The sequence below is a fragment of the Pseudomonas sp. SAS7 genome (assembly GCF_052112345.1).
GTDB lineage: Bacteria > Pseudomonadota > Gammaproteobacteria > Pseudomonadales > Pseudomonadaceae > Aquipseudomonas > Aquipseudomonas putida_Q.
The window spans coordinates 94,606-109,698 of the sequence record NZ_JBEGGO010000009.1 but is presented as its reverse complement, the minus strand read 5'-3'; the positions used below and the strand labels follow the sequence as shown (position 1 = coordinate 109,698).

At 62.2% G+C, this 15,093-nt stretch carries 17 protein-coding genes and 2 tRNA genes; 7 read left to right on the top strand and 12 right to left on the bottom strand.

The window, feature by feature from the left end; genetic code table 11:
• Positions 1–167: 167 nt before the first annotated feature.
• Positions 168–356 carry a hypothetical protein gene (locus ABI582_RS16020; RefSeq protein WP_016498965.1) on the top strand — a complete coding sequence of 63 codons (189 nt, stop codon included), beginning with the start codon at positions 168–170 and terminating at the stop codon, positions 354–356.
• A 4-nt stretch (positions 357–360) separates the two neighbouring features.
• Here ABI582_RS16020 and ABI582_RS16015 read toward each other — a convergent pair whose 3' ends face one another.
• The 3 genes from ABI582_RS16015 to nhaR all read right to left on the bottom strand — a co-directional run bounded on the left by ABI582_RS16015 (position 361) and on the right by nhaR (position 3,387).
• Positions 361–1,008 (bottom strand): YceH family protein, encoded by a 648-nt coding sequence (locus ABI582_RS16015; protein ID WP_338744507.1) that lies wholly within the window; start codon positions 1,006–1,008, stop codon positions 361–363.
• Between the two features lie 120 nt (positions 1,009–1,128).
• Positions 1,129–2,340, bottom strand: a complete 1,212-nt coding sequence (gene sstT, locus ABI582_RS16010) for a serine/threonine transporter SstT (RefSeq protein ID WP_338744506.1) — start codon at positions 2,338–2,340, stop codon at positions 1,129–1,131.
• A gap of 153 nt (positions 2,341–2,493) precedes the next feature.
• Complete coding sequence (nhaR, locus tag ABI582_RS16005; RefSeq protein WP_259139253.1) at positions 2,494–3,387, bottom strand: transcriptional activator NhaR; 894 nt, start codon at positions 3,385–3,387, stop codon at positions 2,494–2,496.
• Positions 3,388–3,518: 131 nt separating this feature from the next.
• Between nhaR and ABI582_RS16000 the strand changes: the two genes are divergently transcribed.
• Positions 3,519–3,758, top strand: coding sequence for a hypothetical protein (locus tag ABI582_RS16000; RefSeq protein WP_019473606.1), 240 nt, complete (start codon positions 3,519–3,521; stop codon positions 3,756–3,758).
• A gap of 29 nt (positions 3,759–3,787) precedes the next feature.
• Complete coding sequence (locus ABI582_RS15995; RefSeq protein WP_391136514.1) at positions 3,788–4,540, top strand: TerC family protein; 753 nt, start codon at positions 3,788–3,790, stop codon at positions 4,538–4,540.
• A 62-nt stretch (positions 4,541–4,602) separates the two neighbouring features.
• Here the strand turns inward: ABI582_RS15995 and ABI582_RS15990 are convergent, their stop codons facing one another.
• The gene (locus tag ABI582_RS15990) at positions 4,603–4,779 is read right to left on the bottom strand and encodes a hypothetical protein (RefSeq protein WP_176393894.1); all 177 of its coding nucleotides are present in this window, start codon (positions 4,777–4,779) and stop codon (positions 4,603–4,605) included.
• Positions 4,780–4,944: 165 nt separating this feature from the next.
• On the opposite strand from ABI582_RS15990, the gene ABI582_RS15985 reads away from it, so the two are divergent.
• Positions 4,945–5,679: a peptidase C39 family protein gene (locus ABI582_RS15985; RefSeq protein ID WP_338744505.1), complete on the top strand. Its 735-nt coding sequence runs from the start codon at positions 4,945–4,947 to the stop codon at positions 5,677–5,679.
• A gap of 93 nt (positions 5,680–5,772) precedes the next feature.
• On the opposite strand, the gene ABI582_RS15980 is transcribed toward ABI582_RS15985, so the two are convergent.
• Positions 5,773–7,056 (bottom strand): NAD(P)/FAD-dependent oxidoreductase, encoded by a 1,284-nt coding sequence (locus ABI582_RS15980; protein WP_172287248.1) that lies wholly within the window; start codon positions 7,054–7,056, stop codon positions 5,773–5,775.
• A gap of 203 nt (positions 7,057–7,259) precedes the next feature.
• Between ABI582_RS15980 and ABI582_RS15975 the strand changes: the two genes are divergently transcribed.
• Positions 7,260–7,336: transfer RNA gene (locus ABI582_RS15975), tRNA-Val, on the top strand.
• A gap of 169 nt (positions 7,337–7,505) precedes the next feature.
• Positions 7,506–7,582: transfer RNA gene (locus tag ABI582_RS15970), tRNA-Val, on the top strand.
• Positions 7,583–7,631: 49 nt separating this feature from the next.
• Here ABI582_RS15970 and ABI582_RS15965 read toward each other — a convergent pair.
• From ABI582_RS15965 to ABI582_RS15950, 4 genes are read right to left on the bottom strand one after another with little or no spacing between them, the layout of a single operon-like run.
• On the bottom strand, positions 7,632–8,912 hold the full coding sequence (locus ABI582_RS15965) for a TRAP transporter large permease (RefSeq protein WP_442119681.1): 1,281 nt from the start codon (positions 8,910–8,912) through the stop codon (positions 7,632–7,634).
• Positions 8,906–9,511, bottom strand: coding sequence for a TRAP transporter small permease subunit (locus ABI582_RS15960; RefSeq protein WP_442119680.1), 606 nt, complete (start codon positions 9,509–9,511; stop codon positions 8,906–8,908). The genes ABI582_RS15965 and ABI582_RS15960 overlap by 7 nt, the downstream gene beginning before the upstream one ends.
• Positions 9,512–9,536: 25 nt before the next feature.
• Positions 9,537–10,586 carry a TRAP transporter substrate-binding protein gene (locus tag ABI582_RS15955; RefSeq protein WP_442119679.1) on the bottom strand — a complete coding sequence of 350 codons (1,050 nt, stop codon included), beginning with the start codon at positions 10,584–10,586 and terminating at the stop codon, positions 9,537–9,539.
• A 49-nt stretch (positions 10,587–10,635) separates the two neighbouring features.
• Positions 10,636–11,307 (bottom strand): RraA family protein, encoded by a 672-nt coding sequence (locus tag ABI582_RS15950; RefSeq protein WP_442119678.1) that lies wholly within the window; start codon positions 11,305–11,307, stop codon positions 10,636–10,638.
• A 112-nt stretch (positions 11,308–11,419) separates the two neighbouring features.
• On the opposite strand from ABI582_RS15950, the gene ABI582_RS15945 reads away from it, so the two are divergent.
• Positions 11,420–12,319 carry a LysR family transcriptional regulator gene (locus tag ABI582_RS15945; RefSeq protein ID WP_442119677.1) on the top strand — a complete coding sequence of 300 codons (900 nt, stop codon included), beginning with the start codon at positions 11,420–11,422 and terminating at the stop codon, positions 12,317–12,319.
• A 78-nt stretch (positions 12,320–12,397) separates the two neighbouring features.
• On the opposite strand, the gene ABI582_RS15940 is transcribed toward ABI582_RS15945, so the two are convergent.
• From ABI582_RS15940 to ABI582_RS15930, 3 genes are read right to left on the bottom strand one after another with little or no spacing between them, the layout of a single operon-like run.
• A complete protein-coding gene (locus ABI582_RS15940; protein ID WP_258653185.1) occupies positions 12,398–13,198 on the bottom strand; it encodes an HpcH/HpaI aldolase family protein in 801 nt (266 codons plus the stop codon).
• Positions 13,199–13,216: 18 nt separating this feature from the next.
• Positions 13,217–14,020 (bottom strand): carbon-nitrogen hydrolase family protein, encoded by an 804-nt coding sequence (locus tag ABI582_RS15935; protein WP_258653182.1) that lies wholly within the window; start codon positions 14,018–14,020, stop codon positions 13,217–13,219.
• 51 nt (positions 14,021–14,071) lie between these two features.
• A complete protein-coding gene (locus ABI582_RS15930; protein WP_442119676.1) occupies positions 14,072–15,067 on the bottom strand; it encodes a TRAP transporter substrate-binding protein in 996 nt (331 codons plus the stop codon).
• Between the last annotated feature and the right edge of the window lie 26 nt (positions 15,068–15,093).

Below are 15,093 nucleotides of genomic sequence, written 5' to 3'. Positions count from 1 at the left end.
CCTGTACCGGCCTCTTCGCGGCTAAAGCCGCTCCTACAGGGACCGCACAGACTTCAAAATCTGTGCAGTACCTGTAGGAGCGGCTTTAGCCGCGAAAGGGCCGGTCCAGGCAAAGAAGAACCCGAGGGTGTCTATGATTAGTGCAGATCCCCTCAGGAATCACACCCATGACCCTGATCAGCCGCGAACCCTGGTGGTTAGTCCCCCCAAAGCCCGGTCAGCAAGAGCAGGACCTGCACTGGGGCTACCTGGAAATCTACGCAGACGGCCGCACCGTGTTCGTCGACCAGCGCCCCAGTGACCGGGAACTGGCCGAACGCAAGAGCTGCCGCAACTTCCCCGACCGCGAGCCGTAAAGGCTTAGCCTTCCAGCTCGGCCAGGCGCGCCTCCAGCGCCGCGATGCGGGCTTCAAGGGCTTCGATGCGGTCTTCCGAGACACTGCCGCCACTGCTGCGGGCGCCGCCTTCCTGCTGGCGTGCCGCGAGGATCACCTCGATTTCTGCCGGATCGCCCAGGGCGTGGGTGTAGCGGTCTTCACGCTGGCCGGCCTGGCGTGGCAGGTGCAAGGCCAGGCCGCGCGAGATCAGGCGTTCCAGCTGGTGCTGGATCTGATCGGTGTCGTCGAAGTCGTGCAGGCGGTTGCTGCGGGTAAGCAGTTCGTTGAGGGTTTGCGGGCCACGCAGGAACATCAGGCCCATCAGTATCAGCTGCGCCGGCACCAGCTCCAGTGCCTTGTCCACCCGTTGTTCCCAGCGGTCGGCACGGCTGCCCATCTGCAGGCGCGTCATGTCCTGCCCTTCAAGGGCGCGAAGCGCCTGGCCAACCTGGCCTTGGGTAAGGTTCATCACCGGCTCGCGGCTGGTTTTCTGGTTGCAGGCCAGGACCAGGGCATTAACGGTCAGCGGGTAGCTTTCCGGGCTGGTGGCCTGCTTTTCGATCAGCGAACCGAGAATGCGGATCTCAACGCTGTTGAAGCGGCCTTCACCTGCGGTTTCGTGTTCTGACATGGCCCTGTCTCATTACTGGGGAAAGGCCACTAGCCTAGGTAATGCGCCTGGCTTAAGCAATCACTGACATCACCGATGGTAGGCTTGCCTGCGAGGGGCCGCACAGCGGCCCCTTGTTCCTCAAGCGTTACGCCGCTCTTCGGCCTGGCAAGCCGCCGCTGTGAACAGCACATCGGTCGACGAATTCAGCGCTGTCTCGGCCGAGTCCTGCAGCACGCCGATAATGAAGCCCACCGCCACCACCTGCATGGCAATTTCACTGGGGATGCCGAACAGGCTGCACGCCAGTGGAATCAGCAGCAGCGAGCCGCCGGCCACACCCGAGGCGCCGCAGGCGCACACCGCCGCCACCACGCTGAGCAGCACGGCCGTCGGCAGGTCTACCGGGATACCCAGGGTATGCACCGCTGCCAGGGTGAGCACGGTAATGGTGATTGCTGCACCGGCCATATTGATGGTTGCGCCCAGCGGGATCGACACCGAGTAGGTGTCTTCATGCAGGCCAAGGCGCTCCGACAGTGCCAGATTGACCGGGATGTTGGCCGCCGAGCTGCGGGTGAAGAACGCAGTAATGCCGCTTTCGCGCAGGCACAGCAGGGTTAGCGGGTAGGGGTTGCGGCGGATCTTCCAGAACACGATCAGCGGGTTCATCACCAGCGCCACGAACAGCATGCAGCCGATCAGCACCGCCAGCAAGTGCAGGTAGCCGAGCAGCGCCTGCAGGCCCGACTGGGCGAGCGTGGAGCTGACCAGGCCAAAGATACCCAGCGGGGCGAAGCGGATGACCACGCGCACGATCAGGGTCACGCCATTGGACAAGTCTTCGACCACGGTACGGGTGGTTTCGCCAGCATGGCGCAGGGCCACGCCCAGGCCGATAGCCCAGGTCAGCACACCGATGAAGTTGGCGTTGAGCAGGGCATTGATCGGGTTGTCGACCGCGCTCAGCAGCAGGTTCTGCATCACCTCGGCGATGCCGCCTGGCGCGCTCAACGTTGCCTCGCCAGTGCTCAGCACCAGATTGGACGGGAATAGCATGCTGGCAACTACAGCCACCACCGCTGCGGCGAAGGTGCCCAGCAGGTACAGCCAGAGGATCGGGCGGATGTGGGTTTCCTGGCCGTGGCGGTGGTTGGCGATAGAGGCCATGACCAGGACGAACACCAGTACGGGCGCAACGGCCTTCAGGGCGCTTACGAACACCTTGCCAAGGAAGGCCAGGTCGCGGGCGACGGCGGGTGCGAGCAGGGCAAGGGCGATACCGGCGAGCAGGCCGATGACGATCTGAGTCACCAGGCTGGTGCGGTTGAGGAGGCGGAAGACAGGGGTCATGTGCAGCGGTATCTCGGAATCTGGAAAGGGCGAGACTTTACCATAGACCACCTGTAAGGCTGTTCTGGCCTCTTCGCGGGTAAACTCCCCGCGGGTATTGAGACCTATGCAGTAACTGCGGGAGCGGGCAAACCCGCGCAGCCACCACCACAATCACCAATGAAACAACTCCCGCCGCGCCCCCTCGGTAATCGCCACGATCCCTGGGTGCTTGACCTTGCGTTCCACCGAAATGGCATAGAACGACTCGTGCACGGCCTCGGTGTGGCCGATCAGCACCACGCCATACTGGCGGCACACTTCTTCGGCGATCACGCTGGGGGCGACGAATATGCCGCTGCCCGACTGGCCGAACGCCTGCATCAGGGCACTGTCATCGAACTCGCCGACGATGCGTGGCTGCACCTGTTGCTCACTTAGCCACCGCAGCAAGCGGCTACGCACTACGGTTTCCTGGCCGGGCACCAGCAGCGGCGCATCCTGCAGGCAGGCGGGGAAGGGGCCGTCCAGGCGCTGTGCCAGCGCCGGGGTAGCGAAGAAGCTCAGCCCGCACTCGCCCAGCTTCTGGCTATAGCCCTTGATGTCCAGGTTGCTGGGCATGGGGCTGTCGGAAATCACCAGGTCCAGGCGCTGGATGGCCAGGTCGGCCAGCAACCGCTCAAGTTTGTCTTCTCGGCAGTTGATGCGCAGCACTTCATCCAGCTCCATGGTCGGTGCCAGCAGGCGGTAGACAATGGATTTGGGCACCACGTCGGCCACCCCCACGCGGAACAGGATCTGCTCCTGCGGGCCTGCGCGCAGCATGGCTTCCAGCTCGCCGCCAATCTGGAACATCTGCTCTGCATATACCAGCGCCTGGCGGCCGGTCTCGGTCAGCTCCAGCTGCCGGCCGGCGCGCTGGAACAATTCAAGGCCGTAGGTTTGCTCGAACAGGCTGATCTGCCCGCTGATGGTCTGCGGTGTAAGGTTCAGTTGTTCGCTGGCGCGGGTAATGCTGCCCGTCTTGGCCACGGCCCAGAAGTAATGCAGCTGGCGATAGTTAAGCACCGTCGGTCGTCCCGATTCGTAAAAACCGAAGTATACGCCATGAAAATACGAATTTTCCTGAACTATTCGCGTCTCTAGAATGCACCGCATCAGGCGCCATGCGCCGACGGGATATTTCAAGCGAGGACACCATGCTGCAACTCAAATCCATCGGTACCCCATTGGTGCTGGCTTTGGCCCTGTTCACCCTGGCAGGCTGCGACCAGGCCGAGAAATCCGCCCAGCAGATGCTCGACCAGGCCGCGCAATCGGCCAAGCAGGCCATCGACGACACCAACAAGGCCGCCCAGCAGGCGTTGAACGAGGCCATCGGCGGCGAAGGGCAAAAGCCTGAAGACGCCGACAAGAAAAAAGACACCCAGGAAATCTGACCCTAAACCGCCGCTGCAGGATTTGAACAATGGAATACTTGCTGGAACTCGCCGCTAGCCCTACCGCCTGGATCGCCCTGGCTACGCTGGTCGCCATGGAAGTTGTACTGGGCATCGACAACCTGATCTTCATCTCCATCCTGACCAACAAACTGCCCGTGGAGTACCGCTCCAAGGCACGACGTATCGGTATCAGCATGGCGTTGGTCATGCGCCTGGCCTTGCTCAGCACGGTGGCCTGGATCGTACAGCTGACCGACCCGGTGTTCGAAGTGTTCGGTAACGCCTTCTCCTGGAAGGACATGATCCTGATTGCCGGTGGCCTGTTCCTGCTGTGGAAGGCGACCAAGGAAATCCACGAAAGCGTCGATCCGCACGGTGCAAAGGAAGAAGCTAAGGTCGGCTCGACAGTTACCCTGGGCTTTGCAGCGGCAATCTTCCAGATCCTGCTGCTGGACATCGTCTTCTCGGTCGACAGCATCATCACCGCCGTGGGTATGACCGAGCACTTGCCGATCATGATCATTGCTGTGATCACGGCAGTCATCGTCATGATGGTGGCCGCCGACCCGCTGGCCAACTTCATCAATGACAACCCGACGGTGGTCATGCTGGCCTTGGGCTTCCTGATCATGATCGGCATGACGCTGATCGCCGAAGGTTTTGGCGCTCATGTACCGAAGGGGTATGTGTATGCCGCCATGGCGTTCTCGACCGTGATCGAGATGCTCAACATTTTTGCTCGCCGGGCGCGATTGAAGCGTGAGGCGGCTGAAGGTTGATGTAAAGAAGGTTGATGCAAAAAGGCGGGGCGCATTGCGCCCCGTTCGCGTTTTCTGAAGCCTTAATGCACCCCGGCTGGCCGCCGTGCCCGGCGCACAGGTTGCGGCTTGGCAGGGGCCTGCGGTGGCAGGTGGTGGTGGGAATGGCGCCGCACGATGCGCAGTACGCCCCACAGCATGGCGGCTGCAACGCTTAGCCACATGCCTACAAGCATGAGAATTGCCATGGTCAGGCTCATCTGTGCCTCCATCTCTACGGCAAGCGCTCGATTGGCCAGCGCTGCCTTCCAGACACTGCTTTAGTCTAGCCCTTCGCCTGTGACGTTCCATCGAACAAAGGTCTATCTCTGAGTCCGATTCGCTCCAAGCCGCTGTCGGACTATACCCGCGCCGCTGTCGGACCTATGATCGGTGGCCAGAGCCGGGCGCTGCCTGCCTGGCGTTGGAACAAGCGAGTGTCCATGCAGCAACATTCCATCAAAGCTGCCCCACGGCGGCTGTTGGTCGCCTGTCTGATGGCGGCCACCTTGGCCGGCTGTGCCAGCGCACCGCCTGCCAACCTCAAAGGCCTGCCGCAGCGGGTCGAGATCAGCAGCATGCCGTTCTACCGTGGCAACGCCAACCACAGCGGTGCCATGGCGTTGGCAGCGGTGCTGTCGCAACAGGGCGCACCCATCACCCCGGGCCTGCTGGACAAACCGTTGAACCTGCCAGAGGGCGCCGAAGCGCTGGACACCGGCATCCCTCGCGTGGCGCGGGACTATGGCATGGTGGTGTACCCGTTGGACAAACAACTGGACGCACTGCTGGCCCAGGTGGCGGCGGGCAACCCGGTGTTGCTGCGTTACGAGGAGGGTTCGGCCTGGTGGGGTGAGCCACGTTATGCGGTGCTGATCGGCTATGACCGCTACAAGCAGCGTGTACTGCTGCGCTCGGGCATGCACCGGCGGCAGGTGATGGCGTTCGATGACTTTGCATCGGCGTGGGCGAAGCAGGGGAGTTGGGCGGTGCTGGTGCAGCCACCGCGGCAGTTGCCGGCCCAGGTGGACCGCCAGCGGTGGTTACAGGCTGCGGATGAACTGGCGCGGGCGGGGCAGGAAATTGCGGCGAAGCAGGCTATCAGCAGCCTGAACAAATAGCGGTGCCTGCTCCCACAGGAGCGCACTGGGTTCGACGCCTGTGCGGTACCTGTGGGAGCTGGCTTGCCGGCGATAGGGCCCGGCGTGCTTACATCAGAAGCCCAGGCGATCGCGCAGGCTGTAGTACCAGGCGCCAATGGCGCTGAACGGCACACGCAGCATCTGGCCACCCGGGAACGGGTAGTGCGGCAGGCCGGCGAAGGCGTCGAAACGCTCAGCCTGGCCGCGCAGGGCCTCGGCCAGCACTTTGCCCGCCAAGTGGGTGTAGGTCACGCCGTGGCCCGAGCACCCCTGCGAGTAGTAGATGTTGTCGCCGATACGGCCCACCTGTGGCAGGCGCGACAGGGTCAGCAGGAAGTTGCCGGTCCAGGCGTAGTCGATCTTCACGTTCTTCAGCTGCGGGAAGGCCTTGATCATCTTCGGACGAATGATCGCCTCGATGTTGGCCGGGTCACGCGCGCCGTACACCACGCCACCGCCGAAGATCAGGCGCTTGTCGCTAGTCAGGCGGTAGTAGTCGAGCAGGTAGTTGCAGTCCTCGACGCAGTAATCCTGCGGCAGCAGGGTGCGCGCCAGCTCTTCGCCCAGCGGTTCGGTGGTGATCACCTGGGTACCGCATGGCATGGACTTGGCGGCCAGTTCTGGCACCAGGTTGCCCAGATAGGCGTTGCCGGCGACGATGATGAACTTGGCGCGCACCTTGCCTTGTGGGGTGTGCACGACCGGGTTGGCACCGCGCTCGATGCGGATTGCCGGGGTTTGCTCATAGATGATGCCGCCCAGCGACTCGACCGCAGCAGCTTCACCCAAGGCCAGGTTCAGTGGGTGGATGTGGCCGCCGCTCATGTCCAGCATGCCGCCGATATAGCTGTCGCACGCGACCACTTCACGGATGCGCTTCTGGTCCATCAGCTCGAGCTGGTTGTGACCGAAGCGTTCCCACAGGCGCTTTTGCGACTCCAGGTGGCCCATCTGCTTGCTGGTGATGGCGGCGAACACGCCACCGTCTTTCAGGTCGCACTGGATGTTGTACTTGGCCACGCGCTCACGAATGATGCGCCCGCCTTCGAAGGCCATGTGGCCCAGCAGTTGTGCCTGCTGGGGGCCGACGGTGCGTTCGATGACGTCGATGTCACGGCTGTAGCTGTTGACGATCTGGCCGCCGTTGCGGCCCGACGCGCCGAAGCCGACCTTGGCCGCTTCGACGATGCTCACCTTGAAGCCGTTCTCCAGCAGGAACAGGGCGCTGGAAAGGCCGGTGTAGCCGGCGCCGATGATGCACACATCGGTTTCCACCTCACCCTGCAGCGCCGGACGTGGCGGCACCGGGTTGGCCGAGGCGGCGTAGTAGGACTGGGGGTAGGGGGTGTTAGCCATGCTGCAGGAACCTCGTGTTTTATATTTTTAACGAATGTACCGATGCTATCAATAATAATAAACACCCGCTAGTCGTCTGGTGAAAATCCTTTACGGCGAACCCTTCAACCAGCCTTTATATAAAGAGTTTAAGATTCAGTAGCTTAGCGCGAAAAAAAGTGTTGACAGGGCTTTTGGAATGCGTAGAATGCGCACCACACGACAGGCACATAGCTCAGTTGGTTAGAGCACCACCTTGACATGGTGGGGGTCGTTGGTTCGAGTCCAATTGTGCCTACCAAATCGAAGAAGGGGTGATCCGAAAGGGTCATCCCTTTTTTCATTGTCCATTTCGCGGGCATCGAAACCGCGGTGTGGGCAGGCACCGCTCACATCCGAAAGTTTTTGATTTTTCTCAAAAAAAAGCTTTACAGGTACGCATTGCATCACTAATATGCGCACCACACGACAGGCACATAGCTCAGTTGGTTAGAGCACCACCTTGACATGGTGGGGGTCGTTGGTTCGAGTCCAATTGTGCCTACCAAATCCCAAAAAGGGCGATCAGAAATGATCGCCCTTTTTGCATTCCGCCGCTAGAACGCTTTTGGCAGCCACAGCGCCAGTTGTGGGAAGGCAATCAGCAAGCCGATCAGCACCAGCAAAGCCAGGCAGAACGGCAGCGCGCCGTACACCACGTCCATGAAGTTGCCGCGGCCACGGATGCTCTGCACCACGAAAAGGTTCATGCCGAACGGCGGGGTGATCTGGCCCATTTCGCACAGCACGATCAGCACCACCCCGAACCACAGTGGGTCAAAGCCCAGGTTGACGACGATCGGCACGATCAGCGGCGCCGTGGTGATCAGCATCGCCAAGGTGTCCATGAAGCAGCCGAGCACGATATAGAACACGATGATCGCCAGCAGCGTGGCCGTAGGTGACAGTTGCAGGTCGGTGACGAAGTTGACCAGGGTGGTGGTCAGCCCGATGGACGCCAGCACGAAGTTGAGGAAAAACGCCGACAAGGTGATGAAGATGATCATGCCGGTGGTGCGCAACGTGGCTTCGAAGGCCTGGCCCAGGCTTTGCCAGGTGAGAGCCCGGCGCCACAGGCCCAAGCCCAAGGCGCTGAGTACCCCCAGTGCCGCCGACTCGCTGGCAGTGGCAAAACCGCTGTAGATCGAGCCGATCACCAGGGCGAAGATGGCCAGTGGTGGCAGCAGGTCGGGGACGCAGGCCAGGCGTTCTGCCCAGCGGGTGTGTTCTTTGCGCCCACCCAATTGCGGGCGCACCAGGCAGGCCAGCACGATCAGTGCGACGAACAACAGGCTGAGGATGATGCTGGGAATGGTTGCAGCCAGATACAGCTTGGGCACCGACACGTTGGCGATCAGGGCGAACAGGATCATGTTGATCGATGGCGGAATCAGGATACCCAGCGTGCCGCCAGCGGCGATCGAGCCCAGGAACAGCGGGGCGTTGTAACCTTTGCGTTCCTGCTCCGCAATGGCCAGGGTGGAAATGGTTGCGGCGGTTGCCACGCTGGAGCCACTGGTGGTGGCAAACAGTGCGCTGGCGCCGATGTTGGAGTTCATCAGCCCGCCCGGCAGCCAGGACAGCCATTTCTCGACCGCCTGGTACATGCGCCCGGCCACCCCCGAACACACCAGCAGTTCACCCATCAGTATGTATAGGGGAATGGCCACCAGCAGGAACTCGGCGCTGGTGTTCCAGGCGATTTCACCCATGGCATTGCTCAATGGCAGGGTCGAGAACAACTGCGACAGCGACATCCCCAGCAGGCCGACACTGACGGCGGCGGCCACGCTCAGCGCCAACAGGGCCAGCAGCAGCAACAGGGTAGTGCTCAGCATGGCGTGTGCTCCTTGACGGTGCTGGCAGCGGGGTGCAGCTCTTGCTCGATTTCCTGCTCGACCGTGTTAATACCGATCAGTGCACTGACTGCCCCCCAGCGCCCGTGCAATAAATGCCCCAGGCTCACCAGCGCCAGGCTGAGCAGGGTCAGGGCGAAGAACAGGTAGCCGGCAAACCAGATGGATTGCGGTATCCATTGCGGTACTTGCAACGGCGTGTTGGACACTGAGCGGTATTCGATTGAGTCCTGCAGCACATTCCAGGCGTGAAAGGCCAGGGTGCTGACCAGCGCGGCCATGCAGGCCAGGGCGAACAGGTCGAGCGCCACCCGTGGCTTCAGGCCAAGGCGAGCGTAGAGGATGTCGACGCGGATGTGCGAGCGCTTGAGCAAGGTGACCGGAAACGCCCAGGCGCTGGTGACTGCCAGGACATAGCCGGCAATCTCATCGGCGCCGCCCATGGAGATGCCCAGGGTCTTGCGCAAGATCAGGTCGATGCCAATCAGCAGGGCGCAGCCGAGCAGGGCAAAGCCACCTACCCAGGTGCTGGCCTTGGCGATGGCGGTGATGGCCGCCAGGCCGGAATGGGCCGTATTCATCACTGTATGCTCCGAGGGAAAGGGCTTATGGGGTCAGGCGCAGGCCGATGGCACGGCCTGCGCTGGCATTCCATTGCTCGACACAAACTGGGCCGCAACGCTTGCCCCAGTTGGTCGCGATTTCCAGCGCCACCTGGCGCACGCGCTGCTGTTCTTGTGGGTCGGGTGCCGACGCGCTCATGTGTGCCGGTTGGTGGATCTGGCAGTCGCGGCTGCCGACATTGCATGCCTTGGCGTAACGGTTCTCCCTGGCTGTCTCCTGCCACAGGGCATCTTCCAGCACCTTCGACTGCGCCTGCAGCAGTTGCTGCACCTCAGGCGGCAACTGTTGCCAGCGCTTGAGGCCGATACCATAGAAGCCGACCGACCAGTCCACCGGCAGGTCGTACAGGTACCCGGCCACGTCGTACCATTTGGCGGCGTTACCCGAGCCGATGCCGGTAATGGCGCAGTCGATGACGCCGGTCTGCATGGCGGTCACCACTTCGGCAAAGGGCAGCGTGACCGGGGCAGCGCCAATGGCCTTGACCAGTTCGGCCATGTTGCGCCCGCGCGTGCGGATTTTTCGGCCTTTGAGGTCGGCCAGCGATTGCACGGGCGCGCGGCAGAAAAACACCTGCGCCGTGTACGGCACGGTGGCCAGCAGCTTTATGCCATGGCGCTCGGCCATACGCTGTTCCAGCACCGGCTTGTAGGCGTTGGCAATGCGGCGGGCGGTGTCGATGTCGGCGGCCATGCCCGGCAGGTCGATGCCTTCGAAGGTGGCATCGTCACCAGCGACGAATGCGAACACGCCCATGCCGATGTCTACCGCGCCAAAGCGCATCAGGCGGATGATTTCCGGGCCCTTGAGGCCGCTCTCCGACAGCCCCAGCAGCTGGGCGGTGACCTTGCCGTGGGATGCGGTGGGCAAGGTGTTGGTCCAGAACGGCTGTTCAACGGCGCGGAACGTGTAGTTGTGGCTACCGCCACCGATCACGTTGAAACGGATTTGCGGGTAGTCCTGCGCCTGTGCGGCCGGGCTGCCCATCAGCGCGCCAAGCGCCAGCGGTATGAGCCGGGAGATGAGCTTCACGGTAGTCCTCTTGTTGTTGTTCGGGAGCTACTTCGGGTGCGGTCTGGCGCTATTGGCGAGGGCGGGTCGCCGCCTCGATGGTCGACCGCGACCCGACGATGTCGGGAAACTTCTCGCCCTTGGCCAGCCGGGCAAGGGTGTGCTTTTCGTTGCGCTGGAATTCGATTGCCCGTTGCGCCAGTTCTACCACCTTGCCTGGGCGCAGGAATACGATGCCGTTTTCGTCCGCCACCACGGCGTCGCCCGGGCGCACGATGACCCCGCCGCACTGGATGGCAGTGCAGAACTCGCCTTCGTGGCCGATCACCCGCGTGGTAATGGCACTGGCACCGCGTGACCATACCGGCACGCCGTGCTCGCGCAATTCGCCAAGGTCGGTGACATAACCGTCGACAATGATCCCGGCTACCCCGGCCTGCTTGGCGGCGTAGGCCATGGCCCCACCCAGCGCGGCGGTGATGCGCTCGCCGCAACGGTCCACGACCAGGAAATCGCCGGGGCGTGCGCAGCCCATGGCGTAGTGCAGGATGCCACCGTCATTGCCGGGCATGCGTACGGTTACGGCGGTGCCCACCGCCCGTACATTCTGCAAGTGTGCCTTGATTTGCGGGTTGGGTATGCCGTGGGTAATGAAATGGCCGATAGTTGCCGGTTCGGCATTGATCAGTAGTTCAAGTTCGTGGGCGTTAACCGGGGCAGGTAGAGCTTCGATGATATACATAGGGAGTTGTTGTTATGCCGGATGCTTTTTCGAAGGGTTTCGGTCATCCTAACAAGCGCCCTGAACGGTCGATAATAAAAATCCGTAAGCAGTAGCCGGAGCAGTTTTTATCATGCGTATCACGCTGATGCAGATCGAGGCATTCTACTGGACCGCCCGCCTGGGCGGTGTGCACGCGGCCTCACGGCATCTTCACCTGACGCAACCTGCGGTGTCGGCGCGCATCAAGGAAATGGAGTCGTTACTCAGCGTCAAGCTGTTCGACCGCAGCAAGCAGCGCATGAGCCTCACCCCCGACGGCCACACGGCGCTGCGCCATGCCGAACTTGTATTGAACAACAGCACGCAGCTGGAGCAGTTCGCTGCCCAGCAGAAGCAACACCGGCGCCTGCGCCTGGGTGCGGACGAGTGCTCGGCCATGGTCGGGCTGACTGCGGTAATAAGCGAAATCAAGGCGCACTTCCCGGAAATCACCCTGGAAATCACCATCGATGTGGGCGCCGCGCTCAACCGCAAACTGAACGATCACGAACTGGACATCGCCCTGCTGACCAACCCGGCCACACGCGAGGATGTGACCGATGTGTTCCTTGGCTGGATGACATTTCAGTGGGTGGCGGCGCGGCACCTGGAGATTGCCGACGGGCCGTTTCTGCCGCAGCAGGCGCGGCAGTATTCGATCGTTACCCACAGCGCGCCGTCGACATTGTATTCGGTGGTGGACCGTTGGTTGCAGGAAAGCGGCTCGGCGAGCCACGCTTTTCATTCCAGCAACTCGCTGGCATTTATTGCCAAGATGGTATCGGCGGGGCATGCCATTGGCATATTGCCGGTGCCACTGATTCGCGACATGTTGGCGGTGGACATGTTGAAGACATTACCGTGCGACCCGGCGATCCCTGCGGCAAAGTTCTGCCTTTCCTATTTGACTGAACGGCCGGACATGCAACTGGGTGAACTGGTAACGATCATTCGGGCGACACTGGTAAAACAGAACTTTCTGGTGGATTAGTTGCGCGCCCGCAGGCACCGTAGCAGCCCGAAAACTGCGTGGTGCCTGCAGGCGCCGGTTGCGTGGGGTGTCAGCCGGTCAGGTGAGTGCCTGTTTTACTGCAGCGATATGTTGCCCGGCCTGGTTGAGCCATGACAGATCGCTGCCCATCAGCAGCATGTCGCTGCCCATGTCCAGCAACCGCCTGGCGGTGACCCGGTCGGCCGGAAAACACGGCACCATCACCTTGATCGAGCGGGCATGGCATTTCTCGATCAGCAACTGCAAGCGTTGCAGCACCTCGGGGTTGCCCAGGCGGTAGTCGACCGGCAACCCGCGTGAAAGTGAGTAGTCCGCCGGCCCGAAGTGCACTGCATCGATCCCTTCCACATCGAGAATCTCATCGATGTTGTCGAAAAACTCATAGCTTTCGGCCATGGGCACGATCACGCTGCGGTCGTTTTCTGCCTGCGTGTAGCGCGCCCAGTCGAAACCTGGCCCGGCGAACCCGGCCGAGCGCACCGAGCTGTCGCCACCGCGGCGTCCCAGCGGCGGGAACTTGCTGTAGTGGATGATCTGGCGCATCTGCGCGGCGCTGTGCACTTGCGGCACGATCACCCCGGCAGCGCCCATTTCCAGGGCCTTGCGTATATCCCATTCCAGTGTGCCCCGCACCCGTACCAGGCTGGGGATTGCAGCGCTGCTGGCAGCCAGCAGCAGTTTCTCCATGTCGCGGTCCACGCCCAGCGCGGTGTGCTCGGCGTCAATGAAGACGAAGTCCAGGCCCCAGTTGCCGGCCACCTCGATGGCCATGCAGGCGGTGCTGTAGATGTTTATGCCGAAGGTGGCACCGCGCGCCATGCGGGCCTTCAGCAAGGTGTGTGTGGTGCTTTGGTTCATGTTCGATGCCGCCTTGGGTCAGATGCGATAGGTTTCAGGCAGCCGGTCGCGGAACGGGTGCACTTCGAATATGCCCGGGTCACGGATCAGCGACTTGTTGCGGGCCTTGGCCAGGTCGATCTCGGCGGTGTACACGCCGTCTTCCAGGCCGGCGCGCACCAGGGTGTTGCCAGACGGTTCGATGATGTGGCTGGTGCCGATGAACTGCATGCCTTCGTCCATGTCGTTGCGGTTGGGAGCAACGAAATACACCATGTTTTCGGCGGCGCGCACGGTGCTGAAAATGTCCGGCAGCATGCGTGCCTGTTCTGGCCAGGCAGCAGGTAGTACGACGATGTCGGCACCTTCCAGGGCCAGGGTGCGTACCACTTCGGGGAAGCGGATTTCGTAGCAGATGGCCAGGCCGATGCGGCCGATTTCGGTATCGAACACAGGCGGTGCCCATTCACTGGGGCGGTCGGTGAAGCGGTCGCCGATCATGAACGGCAGGTGGCGCTTGCGGTGCAGGCCGATGATGCCCTGCGCGCCGATCAGCGCAGCCGTGTTGTACACCGAGCTGGCGTGCCGCTCGTAGAAGCCGACCACGATCAGGATGCCGGTCTGCGCCGATACCTCCAGCAGCGGCGCCAGGGCGTCGAGGCTGATGGCGCCGCGCTCGAGGTCTTCACGGCTGTCGAACGCGCCACCGGTGATCAGGCATTCGGCAAAGGCGATTAGCCGCGAGCCTTCTGCAGCGGTCTGGCGTGCCAGCGTGGCAACTTTGTCGACGGTCAGGGCCGGGTTACCGGCCACCGGGTGAATCTGGGCTACGGAGATTTTCATGCTGTTCCTTGATGGCAGTTGAAAGGCGCCGCAATGCGCGGCGCGAGGGCGTCACTGTGGCTGGTAGCCCATGGCCTGGTAGACCTTGCTGACCAGTTCGGGGTTGATCTGTGCGGCGTACTTGTCGACCACGGGGCGGATTTTGGCCTGGATGCGCGCCACCTCTTCGGGCGGCAGCTGGTTGACTTGCATGCCCGCGCCCTGCAGCTCGGCGATGGCCTTGCTGTCGGCCTCCCGGGAGATGCGCCGTTGTTCCAGGCGCACTTCCTGGGCAACCTCGGTCAGCAGTTGCTGCTCGTCCTTGTTGAGGCTGTCCCAGAACGTCTTGCTGATCAGCACGATCTGCGGGTTGTAGTTGTGGCGGGTCAGGCTCAGGTACTTCTGCACCTCGTTGAAGCGCGAGGCGAGGATCAGCGCCGCCGGGTTTTCCTGGCCGTCCACGGTGCCGGTCTCCAGCGCCGTGTGCACCTCGGTGAAAGGCAGCGGCGTCGGGTTGGCACCGAGTGCCGCCCACACGTCGAGGAACAGCGGCGATTGCTGGGCGCGAATCTTCAGCCCGGCGATGTCTTCAAGCTTTTGCACCGGCCGCGCATTGTTGGTCAGGTTGCGCTCGCCCAGCTCCCAGAACGCCAGGCCTATCAGGTTTTTCGCCGGCAGCTGGTCGGTGAGCATCTTGCCCACCTCGCCGTCGAGCATGGCATCGACCTTGGCGGTGTCGGTGTACAGGAACGGGAAGTCGAGGATGCCGAAGTCGGTGACGTGGTTGAGCATCAGCCCGGCGTTCCAGGTCATCATTTCCACCACGCCACCCTGCAAGGACGACAGCACCTGCACGTCGCCGCCCAAAACACCGTTGGGGAAGGTGCGCACCTTGATCTTGCCTTCGCTGCGCTCCTGGACCTTCTTGGCGAACAGTTCCATGCCGATGGCCGGTGGCGTGCCCTTGGGGCTGGTGGCGGCGAACTTGATGACGCGGGCGTTGTAGTCGGCGGCCATGCTCAAGCTGCTGGACAGCAACAGGGCGGCGATGAGGGCGAGTTTCTTCATGGGCAGTACCTTTATTGTTATAGGGG

Excerpts from the sequence above, each read along its gene's own strand:
- ABI582_RS16015 (WP_338744507.1), bottom strand. The coding sequence starts at position 1,008 with ATGTCAGAACACGAAACCGCAGGTGAAGGCCGCTTCAACAGCGTTGAG.
- ABI582_RS16000 (WP_019473606.1), top strand. The coding sequence starts at position 3,519 with ATGCTGCAACTCAAATCCATCGGTACCCCATTGGTGCTGGCTTTGGCC.
- ABI582_RS15980 (WP_172287248.1), bottom strand. The coding sequence starts at position 7,056 with ATGGCTAACACCCCCTACCCCCAGTCCTACTACGCCGCCTCGGCCAAC.
- ABI582_RS15950 (WP_442119678.1), bottom strand. The coding sequence starts at position 11,307 with ATGTATATCATCGAAGCTCTACCTGCCCCGGTTAACGCCCACGAACTT.
- ABI582_RS15940 (WP_258653185.1), bottom strand. The coding sequence starts at position 13,198 with ATGAACCAAAGCACCACACACACCTTGCTGAAGGCCCGCATGGCGCGC.
- ABI582_RS15945 (WP_442119677.1), top strand. The coding sequence starts at position 11,420 with ATGCGTATCACGCTGATGCAGATCGAGGCATTCTACTGGACCGCCCGC.
- ABI582_RS15930 (WP_442119676.1), bottom strand. The coding sequence starts at position 15,067 with ATGAAGAAACTCGCCCTCATCGCCGCCCTGTTGCTGTCCAGCAGCTTG.
- ABI582_RS15965 (WP_442119681.1), bottom strand. The coding sequence starts at position 8,912 with ATGCTGAGCACTACCCTGTTGCTGCTGCTGGCCCTGTTGGCGCTGAGC.
- ABI582_RS15985 (WP_338744505.1), top strand. The coding sequence starts at position 4,945 with ATGATCGGTGGCCAGAGCCGGGCGCTGCCTGCCTGGCGTTGGAACAAG.
- sstT (WP_338744506.1), bottom strand. The coding sequence starts at position 2,340 with ATGACCCCTGTCTTCCGCCTCCTCAACCGCACCAGCCTGGTGACTCAG.
- ABI582_RS15935 (WP_258653182.1), bottom strand. The coding sequence starts at position 14,020 with ATGAAAATCTCCGTAGCCCAGATTCACCCGGTGGCCGGTAACCCGGCC.
- ABI582_RS15990 (WP_176393894.1), bottom strand. The coding sequence starts at position 4,779 with ATGAGCCTGACCATGGCAATTCTCATGCTTGTAGGCATGTGGCTAAGC.
- ABI582_RS15960 (WP_442119680.1), bottom strand. The coding sequence starts at position 9,511 with ATGAATACGGCCCATTCCGGCCTGGCGGCCATCACCGCCATCGCCAAG.
- ABI582_RS16020 (WP_016498965.1), top strand. The coding sequence starts at position 168 with ATGACCCTGATCAGCCGCGAACCCTGGTGGTTAGTCCCCCCAAAGCCC.
- ABI582_RS15995 (WP_391136514.1), top strand. The coding sequence starts at position 3,788 with ATGGAATACTTGCTGGAACTCGCCGCTAGCCCTACCGCCTGGATCGCC.